This window comes from Actinacidiphila rubida (genome assembly GCF_900110255.1).
In the GTDB taxonomy this organism is placed as follows: domain Bacteria; phylum Actinomycetota; class Actinomycetes; order Streptomycetales; family Streptomycetaceae; genus Actinacidiphila; species Actinacidiphila rubida.
This window is the reverse complement of record NZ_FODD01000014.1, coordinates 133,120-159,325: the sequence shown is the minus strand read 5'-3', so window position 1 is coordinate 159,325 and position 26,206 is coordinate 133,120. Positions and strand designations below refer to the sequence as shown.

26 protein-coding genes are annotated in these 26,206 nt (G+C 73.8%); 20 read left to right on the top strand and 6 right to left on the bottom strand.

Annotated elements, in window-relative coordinates; translation table 11 throughout:
- The first annotated feature begins 49 nt into the window (after nt 1–49).
- The 4 genes from BMW99_RS15990 (at nt 50) to BMW99_RS15975 (ending at nt 3,875) form a co-directional block, all read left to right on the top strand.
- Nucleotides 50–1,060: an AAA family ATPase gene (locus BMW99_RS15990; protein ID WP_079176073.1), complete on the top strand. Its 1,011-nt coding sequence runs from the start codon at nt 50–52 to the stop codon at nt 1,058–1,060.
- Nucleotides 1,057–2,403, top strand: coding sequence for a DUF58 domain-containing protein (locus BMW99_RS15985; protein WP_075017004.1), 1,347 nt, complete (start codon nt 1,057–1,059; stop codon nt 2,401–2,403). Before BMW99_RS15990 ends, BMW99_RS15985 begins: the two co-directional genes overlap by 4 nt.
- Entirely contained in the window at nt 2,400–3,002 is a 603-nt protein-coding gene (locus BMW99_RS15980; protein WP_075017003.1) for a hypothetical protein, read from the top strand. Before BMW99_RS15985 ends, BMW99_RS15980 begins: the two co-directional genes overlap by 4 nt.
- A 459-nt stretch (nt 3,003–3,461) precedes the next feature.
- Nucleotides 3,462–3,875, top strand: a complete 414-nt coding sequence (locus BMW99_RS15975) for an OsmC family protein (protein ID WP_075017002.1) — start codon at nt 3,462–3,464, stop codon at nt 3,873–3,875.
- 79 nt (nt 3,876–3,954) lie between these two features.
- Here the strand turns inward: BMW99_RS15975 and BMW99_RS15970 are convergent, their stop codons facing one another.
- Genes BMW99_RS15970 through BMW99_RS15960 form a run of 3 tightly spaced genes read right to left on the bottom strand, consistent with a single transcriptional unit; the run spans nt 3,955 to nt 6,448 of the window.
- On the bottom strand, nt 3,955–4,749 hold the full coding sequence (locus BMW99_RS15970; RefSeq protein WP_069465648.1) for an ABC transporter permease: 795 nt from the start codon (nt 4,747–4,749) through the stop codon (nt 3,955–3,957).
- Entirely contained in the window at nt 4,746–5,726 is a 981-nt protein-coding gene (locus BMW99_RS15965; protein WP_069465647.1) for an ATP-binding cassette domain-containing protein, read from the bottom strand. Before BMW99_RS15965 ends, BMW99_RS15970 begins: the two co-directional genes overlap by 4 nt.
- 50 nt (nt 5,727–5,776) lie before the next feature.
- Nucleotides 5,777–6,448, bottom strand: a complete 672-nt coding sequence (locus tag BMW99_RS15960) for a DUF4097 family beta strand repeat-containing protein (protein WP_069465646.1) — start codon at nt 6,446–6,448, stop codon at nt 5,777–5,779.
- A gap of 369 nt (nt 6,449–6,817) precedes the next feature.
- Here BMW99_RS15960 and BMW99_RS15955 point away from each other — a divergent pair, with 369 nt between their 5' ends.
- The gene (locus BMW99_RS15955) at nt 6,818–7,525 is read left to right on the top strand and encodes a DUF4232 domain-containing protein (RefSeq protein ID WP_079138758.1); all 708 of its coding nucleotides are present in this window, start codon (nt 6,818–6,820) and stop codon (nt 7,523–7,525) included.
- A gap of 114 nt (nt 7,526–7,639) precedes the next feature.
- On the opposite strand, the gene BMW99_RS15950 is transcribed toward BMW99_RS15955, so the two are convergent.
- A complete protein-coding gene (locus tag BMW99_RS15950) occupies nt 7,640–8,695 on the bottom strand; it encodes a Gfo/Idh/MocA family protein (protein ID WP_069465644.1) in 1,056 nt (351 codons plus the stop codon).
- A 369-nt stretch (nt 8,696–9,064) separates the two neighbouring features.
- Here BMW99_RS15950 and BMW99_RS15945 point away from each other — a divergent pair, with 369 nt between their 5' ends.
- From BMW99_RS15945 to BMW99_RS15890, 12 genes are all read left to right on the top strand, one after another.
- Nucleotides 9,065–10,060: a sugar ABC transporter substrate-binding protein gene (locus BMW99_RS15945; protein WP_069464629.1), complete on the top strand. Its 996-nt coding sequence runs from the start codon at nt 9,065–9,067 to the stop codon at nt 10,058–10,060.
- 65 nt (nt 10,061–10,125) lie between these two features.
- The gene (locus BMW99_RS15940) at nt 10,126–11,103 is read left to right on the top strand and encodes an ABC transporter permease (protein WP_079138596.1); all 978 of its coding nucleotides are present in this window, start codon (nt 10,126–10,128) and stop codon (nt 11,101–11,103) included.
- Nucleotides 11,100–11,951 carry an ATP-binding cassette domain-containing protein gene (locus BMW99_RS15935; RefSeq protein WP_069464631.1) on the top strand — a complete coding sequence of 284 codons (852 nt, stop codon included), beginning with the start codon at nt 11,100–11,102 and terminating at the stop codon, nt 11,949–11,951. Before BMW99_RS15940 ends, BMW99_RS15935 begins: the two co-directional genes overlap by 4 nt.
- Nucleotides 11,948–13,093, top strand: a complete 1,146-nt coding sequence (locus BMW99_RS15930) for an ROK family glucokinase (protein WP_075017001.1) — start codon at nt 11,948–11,950, stop codon at nt 13,091–13,093. The genes BMW99_RS15935 and BMW99_RS15930 overlap by 4 nt, the downstream gene beginning before the upstream one ends.
- Nucleotides 13,093–13,848, top strand: a complete 756-nt coding sequence (locus BMW99_RS15925; protein ID WP_245791481.1) for a hypothetical protein — start codon at nt 13,093–13,095, stop codon at nt 13,846–13,848. The genes BMW99_RS15930 and BMW99_RS15925 overlap by 1 nt, the downstream gene beginning before the upstream one ends.
- 200 nt (nt 13,849–14,048) lie before the next feature.
- Nucleotides 14,049–15,374 carry a bifunctional 3-oxoadipate enol-lactonase/4-carboxymuconolactone decarboxylase PcaDC gene (pcaDC, locus tag BMW99_RS15920; protein ID WP_245791480.1) on the top strand — a complete coding sequence of 442 codons (1,326 nt, stop codon included), beginning with the start codon at nt 14,049–14,051 and terminating at the stop codon, nt 15,372–15,374.
- Nucleotides 15,375–15,494: 120 nt separating this feature from the next.
- Nucleotides 15,495–16,121, top strand: a complete 627-nt coding sequence (locus tag BMW99_RS15915; RefSeq protein WP_069461908.1) for an MBL fold metallo-hydrolase — start codon at nt 15,495–15,497, stop codon at nt 16,119–16,121.
- Nucleotides 16,122–16,169: 48 nt separating this feature from the next.
- Complete coding sequence (locus BMW99_RS15910) at nt 16,170–16,949, top strand: exodeoxyribonuclease III (RefSeq protein WP_069461909.1); 780 nt, start codon at nt 16,170–16,172, stop codon at nt 16,947–16,949.
- A gap of 113 nt (nt 16,950–17,062) precedes the next feature.
- Complete coding sequence (locus BMW99_RS15905; protein WP_069461910.1) at nt 17,063–17,506, top strand: DUF6278 family protein; 444 nt, start codon at nt 17,063–17,065, stop codon at nt 17,504–17,506.
- Between the two features lie 176 nt (nt 17,507–17,682).
- Nucleotides 17,683–17,934, top strand: coding sequence for a TfoX/Sxy family DNA transformation protein (locus BMW99_RS15900; RefSeq protein WP_069461911.1), 252 nt, complete (start codon nt 17,683–17,685; stop codon nt 17,932–17,934).
- A gap of 14 nt (nt 17,935–17,948) precedes the next feature.
- Nucleotides 17,949–18,704, top strand: a complete 756-nt coding sequence (locus BMW99_RS15895) for an amino acid ABC transporter ATP-binding protein (RefSeq protein ID WP_069461912.1) — start codon at nt 17,949–17,951, stop codon at nt 18,702–18,704.
- Nucleotides 18,705–18,885: 181 nt separating this feature from the next.
- Nucleotides 18,886–20,772 (top strand): transketolase, encoded by a 1,887-nt coding sequence (locus BMW99_RS15890; RefSeq protein ID WP_407640296.1) that lies wholly within the window; start codon nt 18,886–18,888, stop codon nt 20,770–20,772.
- Between the two features lie 161 nt (nt 20,773–20,933).
- Here BMW99_RS15890 and BMW99_RS15885 read toward each other — a convergent pair whose 3' ends face one another.
- Nucleotides 20,934–21,341 carry a DUF6479 family protein gene (locus BMW99_RS15885; RefSeq protein WP_141725982.1) on the bottom strand — a complete coding sequence of 136 codons (408 nt, stop codon included), beginning with the start codon at nt 21,339–21,341 and terminating at the stop codon, nt 20,934–20,936.
- A 251-nt stretch (nt 21,342–21,592) separates the two neighbouring features.
- Here BMW99_RS15885 and BMW99_RS15880 point away from each other — a divergent pair, with 251 nt between their 5' ends.
- Entirely contained in the window at nt 21,593–22,600 is a 1,008-nt protein-coding gene (locus BMW99_RS15880; RefSeq protein WP_079138170.1) for an SGNH/GDSL hydrolase family protein, read from the top strand.
- A 62-nt stretch (nt 22,601–22,662) separates the two neighbouring features.
- Complete coding sequence (locus BMW99_RS15875) at nt 22,663–23,418, top strand: ZIP family metal transporter (protein WP_069461918.1); 756 nt, start codon at nt 22,663–22,665, stop codon at nt 23,416–23,418.
- On the opposite strand, the gene BMW99_RS15870 is transcribed toward BMW99_RS15875, so the two are convergent.
- Complete coding sequence (locus BMW99_RS15870) at nt 23,384–24,145, bottom strand: hypothetical protein (RefSeq protein ID WP_075017000.1); 762 nt, start codon at nt 24,143–24,145, stop codon at nt 23,384–23,386. The two genes, BMW99_RS15875 and BMW99_RS15870, sit on opposite strands and share 35 nt — an antisense overlap.
- Before the next feature lie 117 nt (nt 24,146–24,262).
- Between BMW99_RS15870 and ggt the strand changes: the two genes are divergently transcribed.
- A complete protein-coding gene (ggt, locus tag BMW99_RS15865; protein ID WP_079139077.1) occupies nt 24,263–26,161 on the top strand; it encodes a gamma-glutamyltransferase in 1,899 nt (632 codons plus the stop codon).
- Nucleotides 26,162–26,206 lie beyond the last annotated feature (45 nt).

Below are 26,206 nucleotides of genomic sequence, written 5' to 3'. Positions count from 1 at the left end.
CGAGTCCGCGGACCCGCGCACCCCGACCCCTTCCCGTGAGGACCCGACCGTGACCAGCCCGCAGCCGCACCCCACTCACCACGACACCCTCACCCCGCGCCAGGCCGGCGAGCGGGCCGCGGCCGTGCTCGACGAGATCCGCACCGCCGTGGTCGGCAAGCCCGAACCGCTGGCACTGGTGATGCTCGGCATCCTCGCAGGCGGCCACGTCCTCATCGAGGACCTGCCCGGGCTGGGCAAGACGCTGCTGGCCCGCTCCTTCGGCGCCGCGCTCGGCCTGGACTTCCGCCGCATCCAGTTCACCCCCGACCTGCTGCCCTCCGACGTCACCGGCGCCCCGTTCTACGACCAGAAGACCACCGAGATGGTGTTCCGGCCGGGACCGGTCTTCACCCACCTGCTGCTCGCCGACGAGATCAACCGCACCCCGCCCAAGACCCAGGCGGCGCTGCTGGAGGCGATGGCCGAGTCCCAGGTCTCCATCGACGGGAGCACCCGGCCGCTGCCGCGGCCCTTCGTGGTCGTCGCCACCGCCAACCCCATCGAGTACGAGGGCACGTACACGCTGCCCGAGGCGCAGCTCGACCGGTTCCTGCTCCGGGTGCGGATGGGCTACCTCACGGCGGCCGAGGAGACCGGCATGCTGCGCGCGCGGGTCGAACGCGCGGCGCCCGAGGCCGTGCTGCGCACGCTCAGCGGACCCGGCGAGGTGCTGGCCATGCGGGCCGCGGTCGAACGCGTCGAGATCGACGACGACCTGCTGGAGTACGTCGTCGCCCTGGTCGGCGCCACCCGCGAGCACCCGCACATCCAGGTCGGCGCCTCGCCCCGCGGCGGCCTGGCCCTGGTGCAACTCGCCCGCGCCCGCGCGGTCCTGGACCTGCGGGACTACGTGACCCCCGAGGACGTCAAGTCCGTGGCGGTGCCGGCCCTCGCCCACCGCGTCACCCTCAAGCCCGAGTTGTGGGTGCGGCAGATCGACGGCGACGACGTCGTCCGCGAGATCGTGCAGTCCGTGCCCGCCCCGCAGACGCTGCCGCGCACGCCGGTCGCGTCATGACCCGACCGGTGCCGGCCGGCCGGGCGGCGGCCGCGGCCCAACGGGCCCTGAACGGGCGCCAGGACGAGAACGCCGAGCCGCCGCCGCCCTCCCCGGCCGGCTGGCGTGCCGGTGAACGCGGCCTGCGGCTGGGCACGTTGGCCGTCGTCGCGCTGTCCGCCGCGCTGATCACCGGGCGCCCCTGGGTCCTCGCGCTCGCCGCTGTGCCCCTGGTCCTGCTGGCCCTCGCGCTGCCGAGCGGCCCGCGGCCGGACGCGCTGACGGCCGTGGCCGACGTGGAGTCGCGGCGCTGCTTCGAGGGCGAGCGGGTGACGGTCCGGATCGCGGTCGACCACACGGGCGAGGCCGGGCGCCTCGACCCCGGCGTCGTCCTCGGCCACGGCGTGCGGCTCGACCGGCTCGATGTCGGCACCCACCACGTCGACCTCGTCCTCACCGCGCGGCGCTGGGGCCGCTGGACCCTCGGCACGGTCGACGTCGACGTCTACGACCGCGGCGGGCTCGCCCGGCGGACCGTGCGGGCCGGCCTCGGCGAGATCGCCGTGTTCCCCGTGCCCGAACAGGCCGGTCTCACGCCCATCCCCGTCCGGCTGCCCCAACGGCTCGGCGAGCACGCCTCGTTGCAGCGCGGTGAGGGCGTCGAGGTCACCGGCGTCCACCCGTACGTGCGCGGCGAACGGCAGCGGCGGATCAACTGGCCGGCCACGACCCGCCGCGGCAGTCTGCAGATCCACGAGTTCGCCGCCGAACGGGCCGTCGACACCGTCGTGCTGCTCGACGTGCTCGCCGACGTGCTCGACCCGGCCACCGGCCGGTCCTCGCTCGACGAGACCTTCCGCACCGCCGCCGGGCTCGTCCGGGCCTACCTCCGCACCCACGACCGGGTGGGCGTCGTGTCCGTCGGCGGCTCGACCCGCTGGCTCCAACCGGGCAGCGGCACCCCGTACTTCTACCGGATCGTCGAGAGCGTGCTGGAGGTCCGCAAGGACCTCGCGTACCGCACGGCCGGGCTCGGCCCGCTCCCGCCGCCCGCGCTGCCGCAAGGGGCGCTGGTGTACGTCATCACGCCGCTGACCGACCCGCGGATCCTCGACGTCCTGGACCAGGTCCGCGGCCGGGCCAACCCGATGGTCGTCATCGAGATACCCACCGGCGACCCCGTCGTGGAACCCGGCGACACCGAGGGCGAATTCGCGCTGCGCCTGTGGCGGGCCGACCGCGACGCGATGCGCTTCGCCCTAGTGCAACGCGGCATCGCCGTCGTCACCCACCGGCCCGGCGAGACGCTCGACCTGGCCCTCGCGCCGCTGCTGCGCACCCGCATCCACGGGGGGACCCGATGACCCACGCCCCCAGCCAGGGCGACGGTGTGGCGCCGGACCCGGCCACCGGCCGGCCGGCGCCGCTCCTCACGCGCCTCACCTCGCGTTTCACCGACCGGCTGCTCGGCACCGCCCTCGCCGTCGCCGCGTGCGACCCGCCCGCGGTCGTGAACCGGTCCGCGGCGGGTACGGCGCTGCTGTTCGTCGTGGGGGGTGCCGCGTGGTGGGCCGCCCCCATGGTGGACGCGCGGCCCGTCCTGACGTCCATGCGCTGGCCGGCCGTCGCGGCCCGCCGCCGGACCACCGTGCTGCCCGCCGCGGCCATCGCCGTCGCGGCCGTCACCGACCCCCCGTTGTGGCTCGCCGCCTGCGTCGCCGCGCTGCTGCTCGCCTACCTGCTCGTCACCGACGCGTGGACCGCCGGCGTCACCGCCCCGCCCGCCCGGCCCCAGGCGGCACCCGCACTGACGGCGGCCGCCGCCGCGGCGTTCGTGTTCCTCGCCGCGCAGGCCCCCGTCGCCCACACCTCCTGGGCCCGCCTGGCCGCCGCGCTGGCCGTCGCCGCGACCGCACTCACCCTGGCGCTGGCCCTCCGCACCCGCCGCCGCCCACCCGGCTGACCTCCGCTCGGCGTCGTCCGCCTCTTCTTGAGTGGGGCGGGCCGGCCGGCGAACCGGGCGGCCGGGACGTGGGCGGAGGAGGGCCGGGGAGGGGAGACGGGCCGGGAACGGGGGACGTCCACCGGGACCGGTGGATCACCTGCACGCAGGACGCCGTGCGCATCCGCGGGTACGACGTGCCCTGGGGCACGAAGACCGTGCCGTACGCGGCGATCCGGTCGGTGCGGCGCGTGCCCGTGGCGCTGCCCGGCGGTGGCGGGCGCATCTGGGGGACGGGCAACCCCCGTTACTGGGCGAGCCGCGACCCGCGCCGTCCGCGCAGGACGTCCGGCCCTGATCCTCGACGTCGGGCGACCGGCACTTCCCGTCCATCGCGCCGGGATGCGCCGGGTTGCGCCATGATGCGGGGACGGACCCGGGGTGGGCCGTGGTGACGGCGACGGCCACGGGAGGCACGTCATGGATGAGCGGTTCACGGTGGTGGCGAGTGCCGGGTCGTATCTGGAGCGGGACGACGACGGGGGTCCGGCCGTCCGGCTGCCGCACCGGTGGACACCCGAAGGCGTGGCCGTGCGGACGGAGTTCACCGGCGGGCACGTGCTGAACCTCGCGGTGGCCGCCTGCGTGCTCAACGACCTCTACCGCGAGGCGGCGGCCGCCGGGGTGGAGCTGCGGGGTGTCCGGGTGCGCGCGGAGGGCGGGTTCGACACCGGGCGGTGGGCGTCCACCGGCATCTCCTACGCCGTCGAGATCGACAGCGGCGCCCCGCCCGCCCGTGTCGCGGCCCTGATCGCCACCGTCGACGATGTCGCCGAGATCCCGCGCGCACTGCGCCAGGGCGCCGGGGTCACCCGCACGGACGCCCCGGACTGAAAGCCGATCCGGCGCGGGGGACGCCGAAGGCGGCGTACGTCCGGCGGGTGCCGGTGTACGCCGCCTTCGGCGGTCGGGGTCACTTGGGGTCGGCGTTGAAGGTGGCGGTCGACCAGCGGTAGCCGAGGACGGTCAGGACCAGGCACCAGGCGAGGGCCAGCCAGCCGTTGTGGCCGATGGGCGTGCCCAGCAGCAGGCCCCGGAGGGTCTCGATCGCGGGGGTGAAGGGCTGGTACTCGGCGATGGGCCGGAACCAGCCGGGCATGGAGTGCAGGGGCACGAAGGCGCTGGAGATCAGGGGCAGGAAGATCAGGGGGAGGGCGTTGTTGCTCGCCGCCTCGGCGCTGGGGCTGATCAGTCCCATGCCGACGGCGATCCAGGTCAGGGCGAGCGCGAACAGGGCGAGCAGCCCGAGGGCGGCGAGCCATTCCAGGGGCGTGGCGTGGGTGGTGCGGAAGCCGATGGCCAGGCCGACGGCGGCGACCAGGACGGTGCTGGCCAGGGACTGCAGGACGCTGCTGACGACGTGGCCGATCAGGACCGAGCCGCGGTGGATGTTCATGGTGCGGAAGCGGGCGATGATCCCTTCGGTCATGTCGTTGGAGACCGAGACGGCGGTGCCGATGGTGGTGGAGCCGATGGTCATCAGGAGCAGGCCGGGGACGAGGTAGGCGATGTAGGCGGCGCGGTCGGGTCCGCCGCCTCCGCCGATGCCCACACTCAGCGCGTTGCCGAAGACGTAGACGAACAGCAGCAGCAGCATGATCGGTGTCAGCAGCAGGTTCAGGGTCAGCGACGGGTAGCGGCGGGCGTGCAGCAGGTTGCGGCGCAGCATCGTGGAGGAGTCGCGGACGGCCAGGGACAGGGTGCTCATCGGACGGTCTCCTTGGTGGGGGCGGCACCGTTGGCCGGTGCGTCAGCGGAGGTGGCGGGGGCGTCGGTCAGGGCGAAGAAGACGTCGTCGAGGTCGGGGGTGTGGACGGTGAGTTCGTCCGCGGTGATGCCGGCGGCGTCCAGCCGGGTCAGGAGGGTGTGCAGGTCGCGCTGGGTGCCGTCGTGCGGGACGTGGAGGGTCTGGGCGGTCTCGTCGCCGGTGGCGGCGGTGAGTGCCGCGGCGGCGGCGCGGTAGGCGCCGGGGTCGGTGAAGCGGAGGCGGACGTGGCCGCCGGGGATGAGGCGTTTGAGGTCGTCGGGGGTGCCCTCGGCGGCGATGGTGCCGTTGTTGAGGACCGCGATGCGGTGGGCGAGTTCGTCGGCTTCCTCCAGGTACTGGGTGGTGAGGAAGACGGTGACGCCGGTGGTGACGAGTTCGCGGATGATCTGCCACATGGTGTGGCGGGAGCGGGGGTCCAGGCCGGTGGTGGGCTCGTCGAGGAAGATGACGCGGGGGCTGCCGACCAGGGTCATGGCGATGTCCAGGCGGCGCTTCATGCCGCCGGAGTAGGTGGAGGCGGGTCTGTTCGCGGCCTCCACCAGGTCGAAGCGTTCGAGGAGTCGGGCGGTGACCCGTTGCCCCTCCTGCTTGCCGAGGTGGTGCAGGTCGGCCATGAGCCGCATGTTCTCCGCGCCGGTGATCAGGCCGTCGACGGCGGAGAACTGGCCGGTGACGCCGATCGCGGCGCGGACGGCCTGCGGTTCGGTGGCCAGGTCGTGGCCGGCGACCCGGGCGTGGCCGCCGCCGGCGGTGATGAGGGTGGACAGGATCTGCACGGTCGTGGTCTTGCCGGCACCGTTCGGGCCGAGCAGGGAGAAGATCGTGCCTTCCGGGACGGCCAGGTCGATGCCGTCCAGAACGGTCTTGTCGCCGTAGGACTTGCGCAGCCCCTTCGCGGCGATCGCCAGATCGGACATGGGTGGTGTTCCCCTTCTCGCAGGTTCTCTCGGGCAGGAGTGACGGTCGGTCACAGGCCGCGGGCGGTGATGTCGCCCTGTGCGGTGGTCGCGTGGAAGGTCAGACCGGCGGCGGCGCCGTCGGCGTTCCTGAGCGTGTTGGTGATCCGGCCGGAGGCGGTGCCGGCGTCCAGCGAGGCCGAGACCCCGGGGGCGGCGGCGACGGAGATGCTGCCCTGCTGCGTGGTCAGCGTGACCGTGCCGGCCACCGCCTCGGCGATGTCGATGTCGCCGCGCATCGTGCTGATCCGTGCGGAACCGCCCAGCCGGCCGATCGAGACACCGCCGTCCTGGAGGGTCACCCGGGCGCCGGCGGTCTCGTCGAGCGCGACGGTGGCCTGCGCGCCGTCGAAGGCGACGTCTCCGAGCCGTCCGCTGCCGTGGAACTCGGCGGCGGCCGCCGTGGCCTCGACGGCCGAACCCGCGGGCAGGTGGACGGTCACCTCGACCGAGCCGGAGTCGCCCAGGATCCGGTGCTTGGCCGCCGCGGTGCCGATGCGCAGCACGCCGTCGGCGAAGGCGACCTCGACCTGCTCGGCCGCCTTCACGTCACGGCTCTTCGACGCGTCGGCGGGCAGGACCTCGACGGTCGTGTCGGCCCGGTCGGCGGCGACGAGCCGGATGCGGCCCGCGGGGAGGGCGAGGACGGCCGAGACGGCGGCGGGGGTGTCGAACGTCTGCATCGTGTGCTCCTTGGTCTGGTTCGTGTGAACCGGTGCTGCCGGGTGTTTCCGACAACCGAAACGCTACGTTGCATTCATTGATCGAGCAACGCACTCGTTGCGGCAACTCTCCATCGATGCAGGTAAATGCTGAGATATTGTTGCAATGATGCTGGACCCTAATGCAATGACGTCCTCATGGGTCGTTGCAATGAATGAAGGCGAACGCTATGCCCGGAGGGTTGGGGCGGTGGTGACGATGACCCGGTTCGGCCCGGGTCGTGTCGCTGGTGTGTAACGGATGGGAGAAATGTGCTTCCTGTGGGGCACGATCTGGTGAGAGCGGAACACCTACCTCCGTTCCTGACCGTTCTTGACAGGGGAGACCCGATGCTCACCAGGACTGTTCGCCGTGGCTTGCCGGTCGTCGCCCTCGCCGCCGCCGGACTCGCGCTGACGGCCTGCGGACCCGACAGCGCGTCCTCCGCGCCCTCGGGATCGTCGCCGTCCGCGCCCGCCGCGTCCTCCGCCACCTCTCCCGGCTCCTCCACCGACGGGGCGAACGCGGACGGTTCGACGAGCGCCGGCGGCTCGACGGGGACGGCCGCGGCGCAGACCGCCGGCTCGTCCTCCGCCGGCGGGACGGCCGGCGGCAACACCGGCTCCGGCACGACGGTCCCCGCCTGCACCACCAGCCGGCTGAAGACCACCGCCGCGAACTTCGACGCCGGCGCGGGCACCGCCGGCTTCCAGATCGTGTTCGCCAACGCCGGTTCCGCGCCCTGCACCCTGCGGGGCTACCCCGGCGTCTCCTTCGTCGCGGCCCACAACACCCAGCTCGGCAAGGCCGGAAGCCGCACCGCCGGGGACCTGAAGACGGTCACCCTGCTCCCGAACGGGCACGCCTACGCGGACGTGCTGAGCGTCAACGGCCAGGCCGGCTACAGCGCCGCGCAGTGCCACCTCACGACGGTGCCGACGCTGCGCGTCTACCCGCCGAACCAGAAGGAGTCGACCAACATCCCCTGGAACCGGCCGGAGTGCGTCGGCTCCACCGTCCAGAACCTCAGGATCGGCCCGGTCCACGGCAACAGGTGAGCCGAGGGCACGTTCAGGGCGCGGCGCATCACCGGCGCGGAGGGTCCGCGGCTCCGTCCGGGGCCCGCGCCCCCGCGCCCGCCGCGTGAGCGGGTCCCGTTCCGGACCCCTCGCTCACCCCACCGCCCCGTCCAGCTCCGCCGTGCACGCACGCGCCGCCGCCTCCACCTCGGCGACGGCGACCGGCCGCCGTTCACGCCGCGACACCTCGCAGGCCTCGGCGACCAGCAGCGCCCGCAGCGCCTCCCGCCCTTCGCAGGGATTGGGCAGCTCGCCGCGGACCACCCGCAGGAACGCGTCCAGTTCGGCCCGGTAGGCGGGTGCGAACCGCTCAAGGAACCCGGGCCAGCGCGCCGCGGGCGGCCGCTCCCCGGCGCCACCGCCCGCCTCCGGCTCGACGGAGGTCAGCGGGGCCCGCGGCCCGATGCCCACCACCAGCTGGTCCGCGGTCCCGGCGAGCTCCATCCGCACGTCGTAGCCGGCGGCGTGGTAGCGGGTCGCGGTGGCCGTGGCCAGGACGCCGCCTTCCAGGGTGAGCAGGGCGGCCGCGGTGTCGACGTCGCCCGCGGCGCGGAAGAAGTCCTCCCCCTCGTCCGCACCGGTCGCGTACACGTCGGTGATCTCGCGGCCGGTGACCCAGCGCAGCATGTCGAAGTCGTGGATCAGGCAGTCCCGGTACAGCCCTCCTGACAGCGGCACGTACGCGGCGGGCGGCGGCACCGCGTCGGAGCTGACCGTCCGCACGGTGTGCAGCCGGCCCACCCGGCCGGCCCGCAGCGCCTCGCGGGCGGCCGCGTACCCGGCGTCGAAGCGCCGCTGGAAGCCGATCTGCAGCAGCGCCCCGGCCCTGGTGACGGTGTCGAGCGCGGCGACCGTGCGCGCCAGGTCCACGGCGACCGGCTTCTCGCAGAACGCGGGGACCCCCGCCCGCGCGGCCCCGGCGATCAGCCCGGCGTGCGCGGCGGTCGCCGAGGCGATCACCACCGCGTCGGGACGCCCGGCCAGCAGCTCGCCGACCGGCAGCACGGCCGCGTGGTGCCGGGCTGCGACGTCGCCGGCCCGCGCCGCATCGGCGTCCGCGACCACCAGCTCGGTCACGGCCGGGTGCGCGGCCAGCGTCCCGGCGTGGAAGGCGCCGATCCGTCCGGCGCCGATCAGTCCGATCCGCATGACCTGCTCCTGCCCTCGGAACCACTCCGCCGAGCATGCCGACGGGCCGGCCCGGCGCCGCCGCGGCTCGCCGTCGGCCGGCGAAATCCGCTGCCGCCGAGAGAGTGCGGAGGCTCCGGGGACGCTTGGCGGACACCGTGGGGACGTCCTGGGGACGTCCTGGGGACGTCCTGGGGACGTCCTGCGGGCGGCCCGGGGACGGCCGGGGGACAGGCCACCCGCCCTCTTGACGGATACTGGGGCCGCCGGGATGGTCACTCGGAGCACTTCGGTGCACAGGCCTCCCGGCCGCACCACGGACAGAAGGAAAGGCAGGGCCACGTGGCGAAGGCAAGGTCTGGACGGCGCGGGAGCTCCACCCCGAGACGGGTGCTCGGCGTCCTCTGCGTGGTCGTGGCGACGGCCCTGGGTGCGGGCGCGCTCGCCGGGTGCAGCAGCACCGGCGGCAAGCGCGCCGAGGACCGGGCCAAGCAGCTCGCGGCCAACGGCTCGGCCGTCAACACCCCGCACTGGACGTTCGCGATGGTCACCCACTCCGGGGCCGGCGACACCTTCTGGGACATCGTCCAGAGCGGCGCCAAGCAGGCCGCCGCGAAGGACAACATCAAGTTCCTGTACTCCAACAGCGACCAGGGCGACCAGCAGGCGCAGCTCGTCCAGGCCGCCATCGACCAGCACGTCGACGGGCTGATCGTCACGCTCGCCAAGCCCGACGCGATGAAGGACGCCGTGGCCAGGGCCGAGAAGGCCGGCATACCGGTGATCACGATCAACTCCGGTTCCGAGGACTCGAAGAAGTTCGGCGCGCTCACCCACATCGGCCAGGACGAGACGGTGGCCGGCAACGCGGTCGGCGAGGAGCTGGACAAGCGGCACAAGCAGCACGCCCTGTGCATCCTGCACGAGCAGGGCAACGTCGGCCACGAGCAGCGCTGCGCGGGCGCCAAGGCCACCTTCTCCGGCCGGATGGACAGCCTCTACGTCAACGGCACCAACATGCCGGACGTGCAGTCCGCGATCCAGGCCAAGCTCCAGTCCGACAAGAGCATCGACTCGGTGGTCACCCTCGGCGCGCCCTTCGCCGCCACCGCCGCCAAGGCCAGGCAGCAGGCCGGGTCGAGCGCCGAGATCGACACCTTCGACCTCAACGCGCAGGTCGCCACCGAGCTGAAGGACGGCACGATCGGCTTCGCCGTCGACCAGCAGCCGTACCTCCAGGGGTACGAGGCGATCGACCTGCTGTGGCTGTACCGCTACAACGGCGACACCCTCGGCGGCGGCAAGCCGGTGCTCACCGGCCCGCAGATCGTCACGAAGGACGACGCAGACGCCCTGCTGTCGTACACCAAGCGGGGCACCAGGTGAGCGTCCTCACCCGGCCCGCAGCGGCGGGCGACGAACGGCTGGCCCCCCGGTCCCTGACCCGGCGGATGCTGGGCCGGCCCGAACTGGGCGCGGTCGTCGGCGCGGCCGCCGTCTTCGTGTTCTTCTCGGTCGTCGCCGACTCGTTCCTGCAGGCGTCCAGCCTCGGCACCGTGCTCTACGCGTCCTCGACCATCGGGATCATGGCGGTGCCGGTGGCGCTGCTGATGATCGGCGGCGAGTTCGACCTGTCGGCCGGCGTCATGGTGACCAGCTCCGCGCTGATCTCCTCGATGTTCAGCTACCAGATGACCGCGAACACCTGGGTCGGCGTCGGCGTCTCCCTGGTCGCCACGCTCGCCCTCGGCGCGTTCAACGGGATCATGCTGGTGCGCACCAAGCTGCCCAGCTTCATCATCACGCTCGGCACCTTCCTGATGCTCACCGGCCTGAACCTGGGCCTGACCAAGCTGATCAGCGGCACCGTCTCCACCAAGTCGATCGCCGACATGCAGGGCTTCCCGGCCGCGCGGGACCTGTTCGCCTCGCACTGGACGATCGGCTCGGTCGACCTGCAGGTGACGATCCTGTGGTGGATCGGCCTGGTCGCGGTGGCCACCTGGGTGCTGCTGCGCACCCGTGCCGGCAACTGGATCTTCGCCGCCGGCGGCAACGCCGACGCGGCCCGCGCGGTCGGCGTGCCCGTGGCCCGCACCAAGGTCGGCCTGTACATGGCGGTGGCGTTCTGCGCCTGGATCTCCGGCCAGCACCTGCTGTTCTCGTTCGACGTGGTGCAGTCCGGCGAGGGCGTCGGCAACGAGTTCCTGTACATCATCGCCGCCGTCATCGGCGGCTGCCTGATGACCGGCGGCTACGGGAGCGCCATCGGCTCGGCGGTCGGCGCGTTCATCTTCGGCATGACGAGCAAGGGCATCGTCTACGCCCAGTGGAACCCGGACTGGTTCAAGTTCTTCCTCGGGGCGATGCTGCTGCTCGCCACCCTGCTCAACGTCTGGGTCCGCAGGCGCGCGGAGGCAAGCGAATGACCGACACCGCAACCACCGCCGCCGGGCGCACCCCGCTCGTCGCGCTCACCGACGTCGCGAAGTCGTACGGGAACGTGCGGGCGCTGCACGGCGTCTCGCTGGACGTGCACGCCGGCGAGATCACCTGCGTGCTCGGGGACAACGGCGCCGGCAAGTCCACCCTGATCAAGATCATCGCGGGCCTGCACCCGCACGACGCCGGCACGTACACCGTCGAGGGCGAGGAGGTCCGGCACGCCTCGCCGCGCGAGGCCCTGGACCGGGGCATCGCCACCGTCTACCAGGACCTGGCGGTCGTGCCGCTGATGCCGGTGTGGCGGAACTTCTTCCTCGGCTCCGAGCCCACCCGGGGACGCGGGCCGCTGCGCCGCCTGGACACCGCCACCATGCGCGCGACCACCCGCGACGCGCTGCTGCGGATGGGCATCGACCTGCGGGACGTCGACCAGCCCATCGGCACGCTCTCCGGCGGCGAACGCCAGTGCGTCGCCATCGCCCGTGCGGTGCACTTCGGAGCGAAGGTGCTGGTGCTCGACGAGCCGACCGCCGCGCTCGGCGTCAAGCAGTCCGGCGTGGTGCTGAAATACGTGGCGGCGGCCCGCGACGCGGGGCTCGGTGTGGTGCTGATCACACATAATCCGCACCACGCCTACCTGGTGGGGGACCGTTTCGTCCTTCTCAAGCGTGGCGCGATGTCCGGCAGCCACCTGAAGAAGGACATTACGCTGGACGAGCTGACCCGGGAGATGGCCGGTGGCAGCGAGCTGGACGAACTGACCCATGAACTGAGCCGTACACCGGCTGCCCCCGAAGCGGCGGCGGCCGCCGAGCCGGAGACCACCGCTTGAGTGCCAATCGTGAACGTGTTTACCGCGGCGGTGCCGCCCGTGCCACGGTGTGGCGCAACGTCAGCGGGATGGACCGCCGCGAGCGGCGCTCGCACCTGACCGCGCCACGCGTGCCCACCGTCGGCATCGACATCGGCGGCACCAAGGTGATGGCCGGCGTGGTCGACGCCGACGGCACCATCCTGGAGAAGCTGCGCACCGAGACGCCGGACAAGTCCAAGAGCCCCAAGGTCGTCGAGGACACCATCGTCGAGCTGGTGCTCGACCTGTCCGAGCGGCACGACGTCCACGCCGTCGGCATCGGCGCCGCCGGCTGGGTGGACGCGGACCGCTCCCGGGTGCTGTTCGCCCCGCACCTGGCCTGGCGTGACGAGCCGCTGCGCGACCGGCTCTCCGAGCGGCTGCTGGTCCCCGTCATGGTCGACAACGACGCCAACACCGCCGCCTGGGCGGAGTGGCGCTTCGGCGCCGCCCGCGGCGAGCCCGACCTGGTGATGATCACCCTCGGCACCGGCATCGGCGGCGCCATCCTGGAGGACGGCCAGGTCAAGCGGGGCCGCTACGGGGTGGCCGGCGAGTTCGGCCACATGCAGGTGGTGCCGGGCGGGCACCGCTGCCCGTGCGGCAACCGCGGCTGCTGGGAGCAGTACAGCTCCGGCAACGCGCTGGTCCGCGAGGCCCGCGAGCTGGCCGTCGCCGACTCGCCGGTCGCCTACGGGATCATCGACCGCGTCGGCGGCAACGTCCGGGACATCACCGGGCCGCTGATCACCGAGCTGGCCCGGCAGGGCGACGCGATGTGCGTCGAGCTGTTCCAGGACATCGGCCAGTGGCTCGGCGTGGGCATCGCCAACCTGGCCGCGGCCCTCGACCCGTCCTGCTTCGTCATCGGCGGCGGCGTCAGCGCGGCCGACGACCTGCTGATCGGCCCGGCCCGCGACGCGTTCCGGCGCACCCTGACCGGGCGCGGCTACCGCCCCGAGGCGCGCATCGTGAAGGCCGAACTCGGCCCCGAGGCGGGCATGGTGGGCGCCGCCGACCTCGCCCGGCTGGTCGCCCGCCGGTTCCGCCGCGCCAACCGGCGCCGCGTGGAGCGCTACGAGCGCTACGGACGGGTCTACGGGCGGCAGGCGACGGACTGATGACGACGACACCCGACCAGCGCCGCAAGGGTCAGCGCGGCGCCGAGCCGACGGCGGACGGGGCGGCCGGCACGGCCGCCGGCACCGCCGCGGAGCAGCGCCCGCCCGAGCAGCGGGCGGGCGAGCCGCACGCCGTGGACGCGGCCGCCGCGGAGGTCCGCACGCCCGGGCCGCGGCGGCCCGCCGGGGCCGCGCCGGTCCCGCGGCCCGCGAGCGTCCCGCGGGACCTCCCGCGCTGGGTGCGGTGGACGGTCCTGCCGCTGCTCGTCCTCGTGCCGCTGGGGTACGTGATCATCTCCGCGCAGCAGAGCCGGGAGAGCGGCGAGAGCAAGCAGGAGGAGGCGGCCGCGCGGCACCTGCGGTTCGGCTACTACCCGAGCTCGCTGCAGCAGCGCGTCTACCAGGTGCCGATCCCGTACGGCGCCGCACACGTCGGCTACCTGGAGACCAACTCCTGGGACACGGCGGTGCTGTACACGCAGTTCACCACCACCGCGGGCGGCCTCGACACGTTCCTGGCGAAGGTCGGCACGACGCGGGACGCGCTCCACGCCGGGGCGTCGTCCATCACCGCGTCCCAGGCCCGCGCGGTCAACTGGAACCTGTCCGGCACCGGCCCCTGGTCCGGCATCACCATCCGCCGGGCCGGCGACAAGCCCGACCACGCGATCGCCGTCGACCTGCACGACCCCGACGTCCCCACGGTCTACGTCGTCTCCACGGTCAACTTCCAGCACGGCTTCGGCGGCAACTGAGCGATCGCCCCCGCCGGGGCCCTCCCCCGGCGGCCGCCTCGCTGGGCCACGGGTCCCACCACCCCCGAGGTGCCGTCCGGTCCGCTCCTGGCCACCGGCCGGTGGGCGCCTCCCCGGAGAGCGGGGTAGCGCATGCGGATCGGAACCTGCCCGGAGGGCGACTGTTCGTGGTGGGGGGTGGCTCGGTAGCGTGTGACGCGATGAGCGAGACGACCGATATGACTGCTGCCGCGTCCGGTACGTACGCCACCTCGTACGACGACGGTCACGATCTGTACGACGAACGTGACGACCTGCTGCCGCCGCTCCAGTACCGCTTCGACGGTCCCGACGACGCGCCCGTACTGGTGCTGGGGCCGGCGCTGGGGGCGACCTGGCACATGTGGGACCGCCAACTGCCGGTGCTCACCGTCGGCTGGCGGGTGCTGCGCTACGAGCTGCCCGGACACGGCGGCGCCCCCGCGGAGCCCGCCGCCTCCGTGGACGACCTCGCACGGCGCGTGCTGGCCGTGCTCGACGACGAGGGCATCGACAGCTTCGGCTACGCCGGATGCGGCCTGGGCGCCGCCATCGGCGCCCGGCTGGCGCTGCTGCGGCCCGACCGCGTCGCCGCCCTCGCCCTGGTCTCGGCCGCCGCCCGCTACGCCACCGCCGACGCCTGGCGGCAGCGCGGCGTGGTCGTCCGCGCCAACGGCCTCGACCGCACCGCGCAGGGCACGCCCGAACGCTGGTTCACCGGCGCGTTCCTGGCCACCCAGCCGGCCATCACGGAGTGGGCGGTGCAGATGGTCGCCACCACCGACGCCTCCTGCTACGTCGCCGCCTGCGAGGCCCTCGCCGCCTTCGACATCCGCGACGCGCTCGCCGGCATCACCGTGCCCACCCTCGTGGTGGCCGGCGCCGACGACACCGAGACCCCGCCGGCCGACGCGCGGCTGCTCGTCGCCGGTATCCCCGACGCGCGCCTCGCCGTCGTGCCGGCCACCGGCCACCTCGCACCGGTCGAGGAGCCGGCCGCCATCGGCGACCTGCTCGCGCGGCACTTCGAGACCGCGTGGGACCGCACCGTCCCGCCGGCGCCGTTCGCGCCCGCACCGCCGCCCGTGCCGCCGCGGCTGCCCGCGCCGCCGTCCGCCGCCCCGGCGCCGCCCGACCGGTACGCCGAGGGCCTGCGGATCCGCCGGGAACTGGTCGGCGACGCGGAGGTCGACGCGGCCGTCGCCCGCACCGAGACGTTCGGCGCCGGATTCGACGCCTTCGCCACCCGCTTCGGCTGGGGCGAGGTGTGGACGCGGCCGGGCCTGGACCGCCGCACCCGCAGCTTCCTCAGCCTCGGCGTGCTCACGGCCCTGGGCAGGCTCGACGACCTCGCCGACCACACCCGCGCCGCGCTGCGCAACGGCCTGACCCCGGCGGAGATAGAAGAGGCGCTGCTGCACGCCGCCGTGTACTGCGGCCTGCCGGCCGCCCAGGCGGCGGTGAACGCGGCGCGCCCCGTCATCGAGCAGGAGACCGCGGGCGACTGACACCGCGGCCGGACCCCCCTGGCCGGTGCCGCGGGCCGGACACCCGCGGGCCGGACACCCGCGGGCCGGACACCCGCGGGCCGCCGCGCGGAGCGGGAGACGCGTAGCAAGATGGGTGCCATGAAGCTGACCAAGAAGCGGCACGCCTGCGTGCGCCTGGAGAAGGACGGGCGCACGCTCGTCATCGACCCCGGCACGTTCAGCGAGGAGGACGCGGCGGTCGGCGCCGACGCCATCCTCGTCACCCACGAGCACCTCGACCACTTCAACGAGGACCGGCTGCGGGCCGGCCTGGAGGCCAATCCGGCCGCCGAGCTGTGGACGCTGGCGAGCGTCGCCGACCAGGTCTCCGCGGCCTTCCCCGGCCGCGTGCACACCGTCGGCGAGGGCGACGCCTTCACCGCCGCCGGGTTCGAGGTGCAGGTCCACGGCCAGCTGCACGCGGTCATCCACCCCGACATCCCCCGGATCACCAACGTCGGCTACCTCGTCGACGGGTCCGTGTTCCACCCCGGGGACGCGCTGACCGTCCCGGGCGTGGCCGTCGACACCCTGCTGATCCCCGTCATGGCGCCGTGGAACAAGATCGCCGAGGTCATCGACTACGTGCGCGAGGTCGCGCCGCGCCGGGCCGTCGACGTGCACGACGCGCTGCTGACCGACCTCGCCCGGCCGATCTACGACCACCAGATCGGCTCGCTGGGCGGCGCCGAGCACCTGCGTCTCGCCCCCGGCGACCAGGCGTGACGCACCGGGGCACCCGGGCTGTCGGACCGAGCGGCTAGGTTGAGGGGCATGCGCATCGCGACCTGGAACATCAACTCCGTCACCGCCCGGCTGCCCCGGCTCCTCGCGTGGCTGGAGAGCACCGGCACGGACGTCCTGTGCCTGCAGGAGACCAAGTGCACCATGGAGCAGTTCCCGCACGACGAGCTGCGCGCCATCGGCTACGAGGCCGCCGTCAACGCCGACGGCCGGTGGAACGGGGTGGCGCTCGTCTCGCGCGTCGGCCTGGAGGACGTGGTGACGGGCCTGCCCGGCGGGCCGGAGTACGAGGGCGTCCAGGAGCCCCGCGCGGTCTCCGCGACCTGCGGCCCGGTCCGGCTGTGGTCGGTGTATGTGCCCAACGGCCGGGAGATCGGCCACCCGCACTACGCCTACAAGCTGGCCTGGCTGGAGGCGCTGAGGAACGCCGCCGCGCAGGACGCCGCGGGCGGCCGCCCGTTCGCGATCCTGGGCGACTACAACGTGGCGCCCACCGACGAGGACGTGTTCGACACGGCCTTCTTCGAGGGCCAGACCCACGTCACCGAGCCCGAGCGGGCCGCCCTGGCCGCGCTGCGCGGCACCGGGCTCAGCGACGTGGTGCCGCGCCCGCTGAAGTACGACCGCCCGTACACGTACTGGGACTACCGCCAGCTCAGCTTCCCCAAGAACCGCGGCATGCGCATCGACCTGGTATACGGCAACGAGCCGTTCGCCAAGGCCGCGTCCGACGCGTACGTGGACCGGGAGGAGCGCAAGGGCAAGGGCGCCTCGGACCATGCGCCGGTCGTCGTCGACCTCGACGTCTGAGCGGCCCCGGCGTCCGCCGGCCGCCGTCCCGAACGGCCGTCCGCCGCCAGGGCGCACGGGACGTCCCGCGCGCCCTGTGGTCCCGCGGGACCCCGGGTGTCAGGCTGAACGGTATGGACATCCCCTTCCTCGGCAAGTGGCGGGAACGGCACGCCGTGCCCGCCGGTGTCGCCGTGCCGGGTCCGGGCGGTGGCCAGGACGCGGCCGCCGTGGCCGACCTCCTCGCGGAGTGCGAGCTGCTGCGGGTGCGCGCCGCCCGCGACGGCGTCGAACTCGACAACTCGGCGGCTTCGTTGACCGCGCTCGACCAGCTCGTCCCCAGCTGGCGGGACGATCCCGACGTGATGACCTGGCTCGGCAACGACGCGGGCCTGTACCTGGGTACGGTGATCGTGCACTCGGTGCCGGGCACCGCGTGGCAGGTGTGGCCCAACGGGCACCCGGTGATCCGCCTGACCTCCGGGCGCGAGCTCGACACCGTTGTCCTCGGGCACACCTGGGCGGAGAGCGGCAGCCCGGAGCTCTCGCAGGTCCATGCCGAGGCGTCGGAGGACTGACCGGACGGCGAGGGGCCCGGTGTCAGGCGACACTGACGCTGTGTCATCTTGGTGGCGGACGGTCACCGGCGTGTCGTGGCGTGTCCGGGCGGGTCCGCGGCGGCGCGGCGGTGGGAGCGTGCATCATGGCGCCGAGCGCACTCCTCATGCGACGGCTTGAACAACGGAGGCTCGACGTGGACTCCCTTCAGCAGCTCCCGAACATCGGGGCGGTGTTGGCCGACCGGCTGCGCCGCGCGGGCGTCGGCGACGCGGGTGAACTGCGCCGCCTCGGCTCCGGTCGGGCCTTCGAGAAGATCCGGCCGGACCTCCCCGACGACGCCTGCACCCACACCCTGCTGGCGCTCGAAGGCGCCCTGCGCGGCATGCGCTGGACCGCCATCCCGCAGACCGAGCGCGACACGCTCGTCAACCGCATCCTCGGCTGAACGCCGGCCGCGCCATGCCCATATCCCGTCACGCGGAGCCGCTCATCGTGCTCGCCGGTGTGAACAAGCACTTCGGCGGCCAGCACGTGCTCCGGGACGTCGACCTGACCGTGCACCGCGGTGAGGTCGTGGTGGTGATCGGGCCGTCGGGCGCGGGGAAGTCGACACTGTGCCGGGCGGTGAACCGGCTGGAGACCATCGACTCCGGCACGATCACCGTGGACGGCCAGCCGCTGCCCGACGACGGCCACGAGCTGGCCCGGCTGCGCGCCCAGATCGGCATGGTCTTCCAGTCGTTCAACCTGTTCGCGCACCGCACGGTGCTGGAGAACGTCACACTCGCCCCGCGCAGGATCCGCGGCCACCACCCCGCGGACGCGGAGCGCGAGGCCCGGGAACTCCTGGACCGGGTCGGGGTGGTCGGGCACGACGACAAGTACCCGCGGCAGCTGTCCGGCGGCCAGCAGCAGCGGGTGGCGATCGCCCGTGCGCTGGCGATGAGCCCCAAGGCGATGCTGTTCGACGAGCCGACCTCGGCGCTCGATCCGGAGATGATCAACGAGGTGCTCGCGGTGATGAAGCAGCTGGCCGAGGAGGGCATGACCATGATCGTGGTCACCCACGAGATGGGCTTCGCGCGGTCGGCCGCGGACCGGGTGGTGTTCATGGCCGACGGCCGGATCGTCGAGGACCGGCCGCCGGGCGAGTTCTTCGCCGCACCGCACAGCGAGCGGGCCCGCGCGTTCCTGGCCAAGGTGCTCCACCACTGAGGACCGCCGGCGGCCGCCGGCCGCACGGACGACCCGCCGCCGACCCGCCGCGACCTCCCCGCCGGCGCCCCGTGGGGCGGGGCCGCGTCCCGTTTGTCCCCCCGCTGCCCGGGCAGCCGCTCAGGGAGGCGTGCCGGACACCGGCCGCCGACCCCCGCCGAGCGAACGGAGGACTCCCCTCATGAACAGCACGGCCACGCAGGACCGTGTCCTGAACGACGCCCAGGTCGCCGAACTCGCCCAGCAGCTGCGGGTGGACGCGGTACGGGCCGCGGCGGCGGCCGGCTCCGGGCACCCGACCTCCTCGATGTCCGCGGCCGAGCTGATCGCGGTGCTCCTCACCCGCCACCTGCGCTACGACTTCGACGAGCCGGGCGAGCCCGCCAACGACCACCTGATCTTCTCCAAGGGGCACGCCTCGCCGCTGCTGTACGCGGCGTACGTGGCGGTGGGCGCCGTCACCGAGGAGGAGCTCCTCACCACGTACCGCAAGTTCGGCAGCCGGCTCGAAGGACACCCCACGCCGAAGCTTCCCTGGGTGGACGTGGCCACCGGATCGCTCGGTCAGGGCCTGCCCATCGGCGTCGGCGTGGCGCTCACCGGCAAGCGGCTGGACCGCCTGCCGTACCGCACCTGGGTGCTGTGCGGCGACAGCGAGCTGGCCGAGGGTTCGGTGTGGGAGGCGATGGAGATGGCCGGGGCGGAGGGCCTGGACCACCTCACCGCGATCCTGGACATCAACCGGCTCGGCCAGCGCGGCCCGACCCGGCACGCCTGGGACCTGGACGCCTACGCCCGCCGCATCCGCGCCTTCGGCTGGCACACCGTCGAGATCGACGGGCACGACGTCGCGGCCGTGGACCAGGCGATGGCCGAGGCGGAGGCCACCTCCGGCCGGCCCACCGCGATCATCGCCCGCACCCGCAAGGGCCGCGGGGTCGCGGAGGTGGAGGACAAGGAGGGCTTCCACGGCAAGCCGCTGCCGCACCCGGACGAGGCGGTCAGCGAGCTCGGCGGCATCCGCCACCTGCGGATCCACGTGCGGCCGCCGGAGCCGGCCGGCCGCCCCCGGCTCGGCGGGGACCCGGCCGCACCGCTGCCCCGGTACACGCTCGGCGACCAGGTGGCCACCCGTGACGCGTTCGGCGCGGCGCTGGCGGTGCTCGGCACCCGGCGCGAGGACGTGGTGGTGCTCGACGGCGAGGTCGGCGACTCCACCCGCGCCCAGATGTTCGCCAAGGAGCACCGCGACCGGTACATCGAGTGCTACATCGCCGAGCAGCAGCTGATCGCGACCGCCGTCGGCGTCGGGGTCCGCGGCCGGCTGCCGTTCGCCTCGACGTTCGCCGCGTTCTTGACCAGGGCCCACGACTTCCTGCGGATGGCGGCCATCAGCCGCAGCGACCTGAAGGTGGTCGGCTCGCACTCCGGGGTGTCGATCGGCGAGGACGGCCCGTCGCAGATGGCGCTGGAGGACCTGGCCATGATGCGGGCGCTGCACGGCAGCACCGTGCTGTACCCGTGCGACGCCAACCAGACCGCGAAGCTGATCGCCGGCATGGCCGGCCGCGAGGGCATCGGCTACCTGCGCACCACGCGCGGGGAGACGCCGGTGATCTACGGTCCCGACGAGGAGTTCCCGGTCGGCGGCTGCAAGGTGCTGCGGTCCAGCCCCGACGACCAGGTCACGCTGATCGGCGCCGGCGTCACCCTGCACGAGGCGCTGGCCGCCGCCGACCAGCTGATCGCCGACGGCACGCGGGCCCGGGTGATCGACCTGTACTCGGTCAAGCCGGTCGACACGCAGACGCTGCGGGCCGCCGCCGGGACCACCGGCCGGTTCGTCACGGTCGAGGACCACCACCCCGAGGGCGGCCTCGCCGACGCGGTGCTGGAGTCGTTCGGCAACGGCCACCCGATGCCGCTGCTGACCCGGCTCGCCGTCCACACCATGCCGGGCTCCGCGACGCCGGCCCAGCAGATGCACGCGGCCGGCATCAACGCCGACGCGATCGCGGCGGCCGCCCGCAAGCTCGTCAACACCAAGCTCCCGGCACTCGGCGGGTAGGGCCCGTGCCCGCACGGCCGGGCGCCCCTCCCGCGTGATCACGCGGGAGGGGCGCCTCCGTGGGGGGATCCGGTCCTTTCCGCACTCCGTCGTTCCGGGCGTGCTCGTGCGTCTCCGGTCCTGCTTGCCGCGGCCGGGTCCTGCGTGCCGCGGCAGACCGCTCAGTCCCAGTTCGGGCCGCTGTGGCGGCGCGGCGTGGTGCGGATACGGCCCTCGCGGACCCCGGACGGGTTGAGCTCGTGGGGGAAGCGCCGCCGCCCGTCACGCGGCACCTCGTCCGGCACCGGTTGCCGCGACTCGTGGCTGCGGGGGCCCTCGTGCTGGTGTCCCGGCCCGTGGTCCGAGACCTCTCCCTCCGCTGTCGGCGGTTCGTTCGGCGCCTGCCATGCGCCCGACCGTGCCCTGGTTCCGCGCGGAACGGGGGGCTCACCCGCACTGCGCCTGCGGCCGAACCAGACGGCCGCGATCAGCAGGGCCACAATGCATATGCCGATGACCAGCGGGCCGATTCCGACGAGGTAGTCGTTGGTGACGGCCAGCTGCACACCGTTGTGGTGAAATGCGGACATTCTCGGCACCTCCTCACTGGGTGGATGCCCCGGAATCGCCCTTCGACACGGATGTCACGCAGGGAAATGACGCGAGGGTGCACGGTGACCGACCGCCCGGTGCCCTCCGGCGGTCCTACCCATTGACACCCGCGACACCGCACCCCGAGCCTTGATCCTCATCGGCGCCGGTCGGCGCCGCACAGGGGAACGACGGCACACACGTTCGGCGCCGCACGACGGCACACACGTGGGGAACAGGGGAGGGCCCGATGGGGGCACGGAGCAGCACGGGCGCGCGCGCCGGACAGGTCGGCGGGAACGGCACGGAGGCCGGGGGGTACGGGCAGGCGGTGCACGAGGGGACGGGCCGGCCGTCCGGCATTCGGGCCGCGGCCCTGGGCGCGGCGGCGCTCGGCGGCGCCCTCGCCCTCACCGCGGCGGTGACCGCCCCGGCCTCGGCGGCACCCCAGGGCCACGGCCAGGGGAACCCGACGCGCTACGTGGCGCTCGGCGACTCCTACACCTCGGGCCCGGTCATCCCCACCCAGGTCGACGCGAACTGTGCCCGCTCCGACCACAACTATCCGTCGCTGACGGCCGCGGCGGACGCGGTCGCGGACTTCACCGACGTCAGCTGCGCCGGCGCCACCACCGCCGAGATGTGGAAGCCGCAGGGCACCAACGGGCCGCAGCTGGACGCGCTCAACCACGACACGACGCTGGTCACGCTGCAGATCGGCGGCAACGACGTCGGCTTCGGCCCGATCATCGCCGCCTGCGCCGGCCTGACCGCGACCGACCCGGCGGGCAGCCCCTGCAAGCAGCACTTCACCGCCGGCGGCGTCGACCAGCTCACGCTCAACGTGCTCAGGACCGCCCCCAAGGTCTCCGACGCGCTGCACGCGATCCACCAGCGGTCGCCGCGCGCCCGCGTCGTCGTGGTCGGCTACCCGGACCTGCTGCCGGACAGCGGCGTGCCCTGCACCTCGCCCGCCGTGCCGTTCGCGGCCGGCGACTTCCCGTACCTGAGGGACACCGAGAAGCGGCTCAACACCATGCTGCGGATCGAGGCGCTGCTGCACGGGGACGAGTACGTCGACACCTACACGCCCACGATCGGCCACGACATGTGCCAGGCGCCCGGCGACCGCTGGATCGAGCCGCTGGCACCGGCCGCGCCCGCCGCGCCCGCGCACCCCAACGCGCTCGGCGAGCAGGCCATGGCCCAGGCGGTGCTCGCCCGTGTCGACGGGGACGGGCGCGGTCACCGCGTGTGAAGCCTTAGGGGGTAAGGCGACCCTGAGTAGCGAGCGCACGCGGCGTCATGGATCATGTGGTCATGCCGGTCCTGATAGCCGCGTGCGCCTTCGCGATGACTCTCGTGGGCGGCGTCGTCGCACAGCACATCGGTGACCGCCGGCATCTCGTGCTCGGACTGGCCGCCGGACTCATGCTCGGTGTCGTCGGCTTCGACCTGCTGCCGGAGGCGCTCGACAACCAGCCGCACCGCGTGTTCGGGGTACCGGCCGCGCTGCTGATGTTCGTCCTGGGCTTCCTGGCGCTGCACATCGTCGAGCGTTCGGTCGCCGTGCACCGCGCCCACGAGGGCGAGTACGCCTCCCACACCCACGTCCACGGGCACGCCCACGACCCGGTCAAGGGCATCGGCCTGGCCGCGGCCGGCGCGCTCGTCGGGCACAGCATCATGGACGGCTTCGCGATCGGCGCGGCCTTCCAGGCCGGCGACACCGTCGGGATCGTGGTGGCCATCGCGGTCGTCGCGCACGACTTCGCCGACGGATTCAACACGTACACGATCATGCGCCTCTACGGGAACGACCGGCGCCGGGCCCAGCTGCTGCTGGGCGCCGACGCCCTCGCCCCGGTGGCCGGCGCGGCGATCACCCTCGCCTTCAGCATCCCTGCCGGAGTGCTCGGCCTCTACCTGGGCTTCTTCGCCGGTTTCCTGCTCTATCTGGCCACTTCCGACATCCTCCCCGAGGCGCACAGCCCGCACCCGTCGCGGACGACGCTGATGTGCACCGTGGCGGGAACGGCGATCATGTGGCTGGTGATCGGTCTCGCTGACTCTTGATCTTCGGCGTGCTGGTGGCCGCCTTCGTCACGTCGGCGACCAGCTCGACCACGTCGGAGCCGTAGGCCTGGGAGTTCACCACCCGCAGCAGCAGGCAGAAGGTGCCGTCCACGCCGTGCCTGCGGGCCAGCTTCACGTAGTGGCGGGCGAGGTAGCGCATGGCCGCCTGGTTGGCTATGCCGCGCTGGCCCGAGGACAGGAAGACCGGGCGGTCGTTGCCGGAGTCCCCCGCGGACGCCAGCCGGGCCAGCAGCACGTACTCCTCGGTGCCCTTGTCCAGCCGGTAGGTGTCGCCGCCGACGGTGATGGCGCCCTGCTCGGGCCCCGACACGGCCTCGGTGTTGATGTCGACGCCCGGCAGCATCGACCGCAGGTGCGCGGCCAGCCGCAGGTTGGCGGCCGGGCCCCCGAGGCAGAACTCGGTGCGGGCGCCGAAGCCCTGCCAGGCCGTGTCGTGCGCCAGGATCTCCGCGTGCGCGCCGCACTCCTGGATCACCGCGGCCAGCTCCAGCAGTGCGAAAGCGTCGTGCCGCTCCAGGCTCCAGCCCCGGGCGCCCGGGTCGCGGGGCACCACGAGGAGGCACTCCGACTCCTTCGGCAACCCGAAGAAGCGCCGCTTGCGGTCCAGTCGTCGCCGCCACACGTACGTGCGGACGAACCAGCCCAGAGCCGCGCCGATGACCAGGCCCGCGAGGGCAAGTACGAGATTGCGCACATCGTCGCTCATGGCGGGGCATCGTAGCGGTGTTCGACCACGGCGTCCCCCACGGCAGTTGACGCCTTGCTGACGGTACGGGTGTGGTGACGTTACGCTGCCGGGACTCGTCGAGCGGAGGCTGAGACCATGACGTCCCAGAAACCCGATCCACGGACATCCCCGCGCATCCCGCACCCCTCCCCGCACCGCGCCCGGCGGCGCCTCGCGGCCGCGGTCGCCGTGCTCGCCGCCGCGGCGGCGTCGCTGACCGGCGCGGGCACCGTCACCGCGGCCACCCCGGGCGCGGCACCGCGGGCCGCCGCGCCAGCCCGGGGCGGGACGGCGACGCCGGCCAAGAGCCCGCTCGCGGTCGGCTACGGGGGAGCCGTGGCCAGCGTCGACGCCGACGCGACGGCGGCCGGGATCGAGGTGCTGCGGCGCGGCGGCAACGCCGTCGACGCGGCCGTGGCCACGGCCGCCGCGCTGGGCGTCACCGAGCCGTACTCGTCCGGCATCGGCGGGGGCGGCTACTTCGTCTACTACGACGCCCACCGCCACCAGGTCCTCACCGTCGACGGCCGCGAGACCGCGCCGCACAGCGCCACCGACCAGCTGTTCGTCGAGAACGGCAAGCCGCTGGCCTTCGCCGACGCCGTGACCAGCGGCCGCAGCATCGGCGTGCCCGGCACCGCGGCCACCTGGCAGACCGCGCTGGACCACTGGGGCAGCCGCTCGCTGGGCGAGGTGCTCAAACCCGCCGAGCGCATCGCCCGCGACGGCTTCACCGTCGACGCCACGTTCAACGCGCAGACCGCCGCCAACCAGGACCGCTTCAAGGACTTCCCGGCCACCGCCGCGCTGTTCCTGCCCGGCGGCCGGCCGCCGGCCGTCGGCTCGGTGCTGCGCAACCCCGAACTCGCCCGCACCTACCAGGAGCTGGGCGCCAGGGGCGTCGGCGCGCTTTACCACGGTGACCTCGGCGCCGACATCGTGCGGACCGTCCGCACGCCTCCGGTCGACCCGGCCGCCACCCGCGTGGTCCGCACCGGCGACATGACGGCCGCGGACCTGGCCTCCTACGCCACCAAGGTGCAGGACCCGACGCACACCGCCTACCGCGGGCTGGACGTGTACGGGCCGGCGCCGTCCTCGTCGGGCGGCACGACGGTCGCCGAGGCGCTGAACATCCTCGAGCACACCGACCTCGCGGACGCCTCGCAGGCGCAGTACCTGCACCACTTCCTGGAGGCCGGCAGGATCGCGTTCGCCGACCGCGGCCGCTGGGTCGGCGACCCGGCGTTCGAGCAGGTCCCGACGGCCGGGCTGACGTCGAAGGCGTTCGGCGCCGCCCGCGCGTGCCTGATCAAGGACGACGCGGTCCTCACCAGCCCGCTGGCGCCCGGCGACCCCGCGCACCCGGCGCCGTGCGGCACCTCGGGGGCCGCGGCGCCGACCACCTACGAAGGCGACAACACCACGCACCTGACCGTCGCCGACAAGTGGGGGAACGTCGTCGCCTACACGCTGACCATCGAGCAGACCGGCGGTAGCGCCATCGCCGTGCCCGGGCGCGGTTTCCTGCTCAACAACGAGCTGACGGACTTCTCCTTCGTGCCCGCCGACCCGGCGGTGCACGACCCGAACCTGCCCGGGCCGGGCAAGCGGCCGCGCTCGTCCATCGCGCCGACCATCGTCCTCAAGGACGGCCGCCCGGACTTCGCGGTCGGCTCGCCCGGCGGTGCCACGATCATCACCACCGTGCTCCAGGTGCTGACCGAGCACATCGACCGGGGTCTGCCGCTGGTGGACGCGATCGCGGCGCCGCGCGCCAGCCAGCGCAACGCCGCCGCCACCGAGCTCGAACCCGCGCTGTGGGACAGCCCGCTGAAGGGCGAACTGGAGGCGATCGGGCACCACTTCACGCAGAACCCGGAGATCGGCGCGGCCACCGGCATCGAGCGGCTGCCGGACGGCCGGTGGCTCGCCGCCGCCGAGCCGGTCCGCCGCGGCGGCGGCTCCGCAGCCGTGGTCAGCCCCGCGCCGTAGGCGCACCGGTGACGCCCGCCCCTGCCGGGGTCCGGCCCCTGGCGG

Bases quoted from the DNA above. Each gene is read 5' to 3' on its own strand.
- BMW99_RS15985 (WP_075017004.1), top strand. From the start codon at position 1,057: ATGACCCGACCGGTGCCGGCCGGCCGGGCGGCGGCCGCGGCCCAACGG.
- BMW99_RS15980 (WP_075017003.1), top strand. From the start codon at position 2,400: ATGACCCACGCCCCCAGCCAGGGCGACGGTGTGGCGCCGGACCCGGCC.
- BMW99_RS15975 (WP_075017002.1), top strand. From the start codon at position 3,462: ATGGATGAGCGGTTCACGGTGGTGGCGAGTGCCGGGTCGTATCTGGAG.
- BMW99_RS15970 (WP_069465648.1), bottom strand. From the start codon at position 4,749: ATGAGCACCCTGTCCCTGGCCGTCCGCGACTCCTCCACGATGCTGCGC.
- BMW99_RS15965 (WP_069465647.1), bottom strand. From the start codon at position 5,726: ATGTCCGATCTGGCGATCGCCGCGAAGGGGCTGCGCAAGTCCTACGGC.
- BMW99_RS15960 (WP_069465646.1), bottom strand. From the start codon at position 6,448: ATGCAGACGTTCGACACCCCCGCCGCCGTCTCGGCCGTCCTCGCCCTC.
- BMW99_RS15955 (WP_079138758.1), top strand. From the start codon at position 6,818: ATGCTCACCAGGACTGTTCGCCGTGGCTTGCCGGTCGTCGCCCTCGCC.
- BMW99_RS15950 (WP_069465644.1), bottom strand. From the start codon at position 8,695: ATGCGGATCGGACTGATCGGCGCCGGACGGATCGGCGCCTTCCACGCC.
- BMW99_RS15940 (WP_079138596.1), top strand. From the start codon at position 10,126: ATGCTGGGCCGGCCCGAACTGGGCGCGGTCGTCGGCGCGGCCGCCGTC.
- BMW99_RS15935 (WP_069464631.1), top strand. From the start codon at position 11,100: ATGACCGACACCGCAACCACCGCCGCCGGGCGCACCCCGCTCGTCGCG.
- BMW99_RS15925 (WP_245791481.1), top strand. From the start codon at position 13,093: ATGACGACGACACCCGACCAGCGCCGCAAGGGTCAGCGCGGCGCCGAG.
- pcaDC (WP_245791480.1), top strand. From the start codon at position 14,049: ATGAGCGAGACGACCGATATGACTGCTGCCGCGTCCGGTACGTACGCC.
- BMW99_RS15915 (WP_069461908.1), top strand. From the start codon at position 15,495: ATGAAGCTGACCAAGAAGCGGCACGCCTGCGTGCGCCTGGAGAAGGAC.
- BMW99_RS15910 (WP_069461909.1), top strand. From the start codon at position 16,170: ATGCGCATCGCGACCTGGAACATCAACTCCGTCACCGCCCGGCTGCCC.
- BMW99_RS15905 (WP_069461910.1), top strand. From the start codon at position 17,063: ATGGACATCCCCTTCCTCGGCAAGTGGCGGGAACGGCACGCCGTGCCC.
- BMW99_RS15895 (WP_069461912.1), top strand. From the start codon at position 17,949: ATGCCCATATCCCGTCACGCGGAGCCGCTCATCGTGCTCGCCGGTGTG.
- BMW99_RS15890 (WP_407640296.1), top strand. From the start codon at position 18,886: ATGAACAGCACGGCCACGCAGGACCGTGTCCTGAACGACGCCCAGGTC.
- BMW99_RS15885 (WP_141725982.1), bottom strand. From the start codon at position 21,341: ATGTCCGCATTTCACCACAACGGTGTGCAGCTGGCCGTCACCAACGAC.
- BMW99_RS15880 (WP_079138170.1), top strand. From the start codon at position 21,593: ATGGGGGCACGGAGCAGCACGGGCGCGCGCGCCGGACAGGTCGGCGGG.
- BMW99_RS15875 (WP_069461918.1), top strand. From the start codon at position 22,663: ATGCCGGTCCTGATAGCCGCGTGCGCCTTCGCGATGACTCTCGTGGGC.
- BMW99_RS15870 (WP_075017000.1), bottom strand. From the start codon at position 24,145: ATGAGCGACGATGTGCGCAATCTCGTACTTGCCCTCGCGGGCCTGGTC.
- ggt (WP_079139077.1), top strand. From the start codon at position 24,263: ATGACGTCCCAGAAACCCGATCCACGGACATCCCCGCGCATCCCGCAC.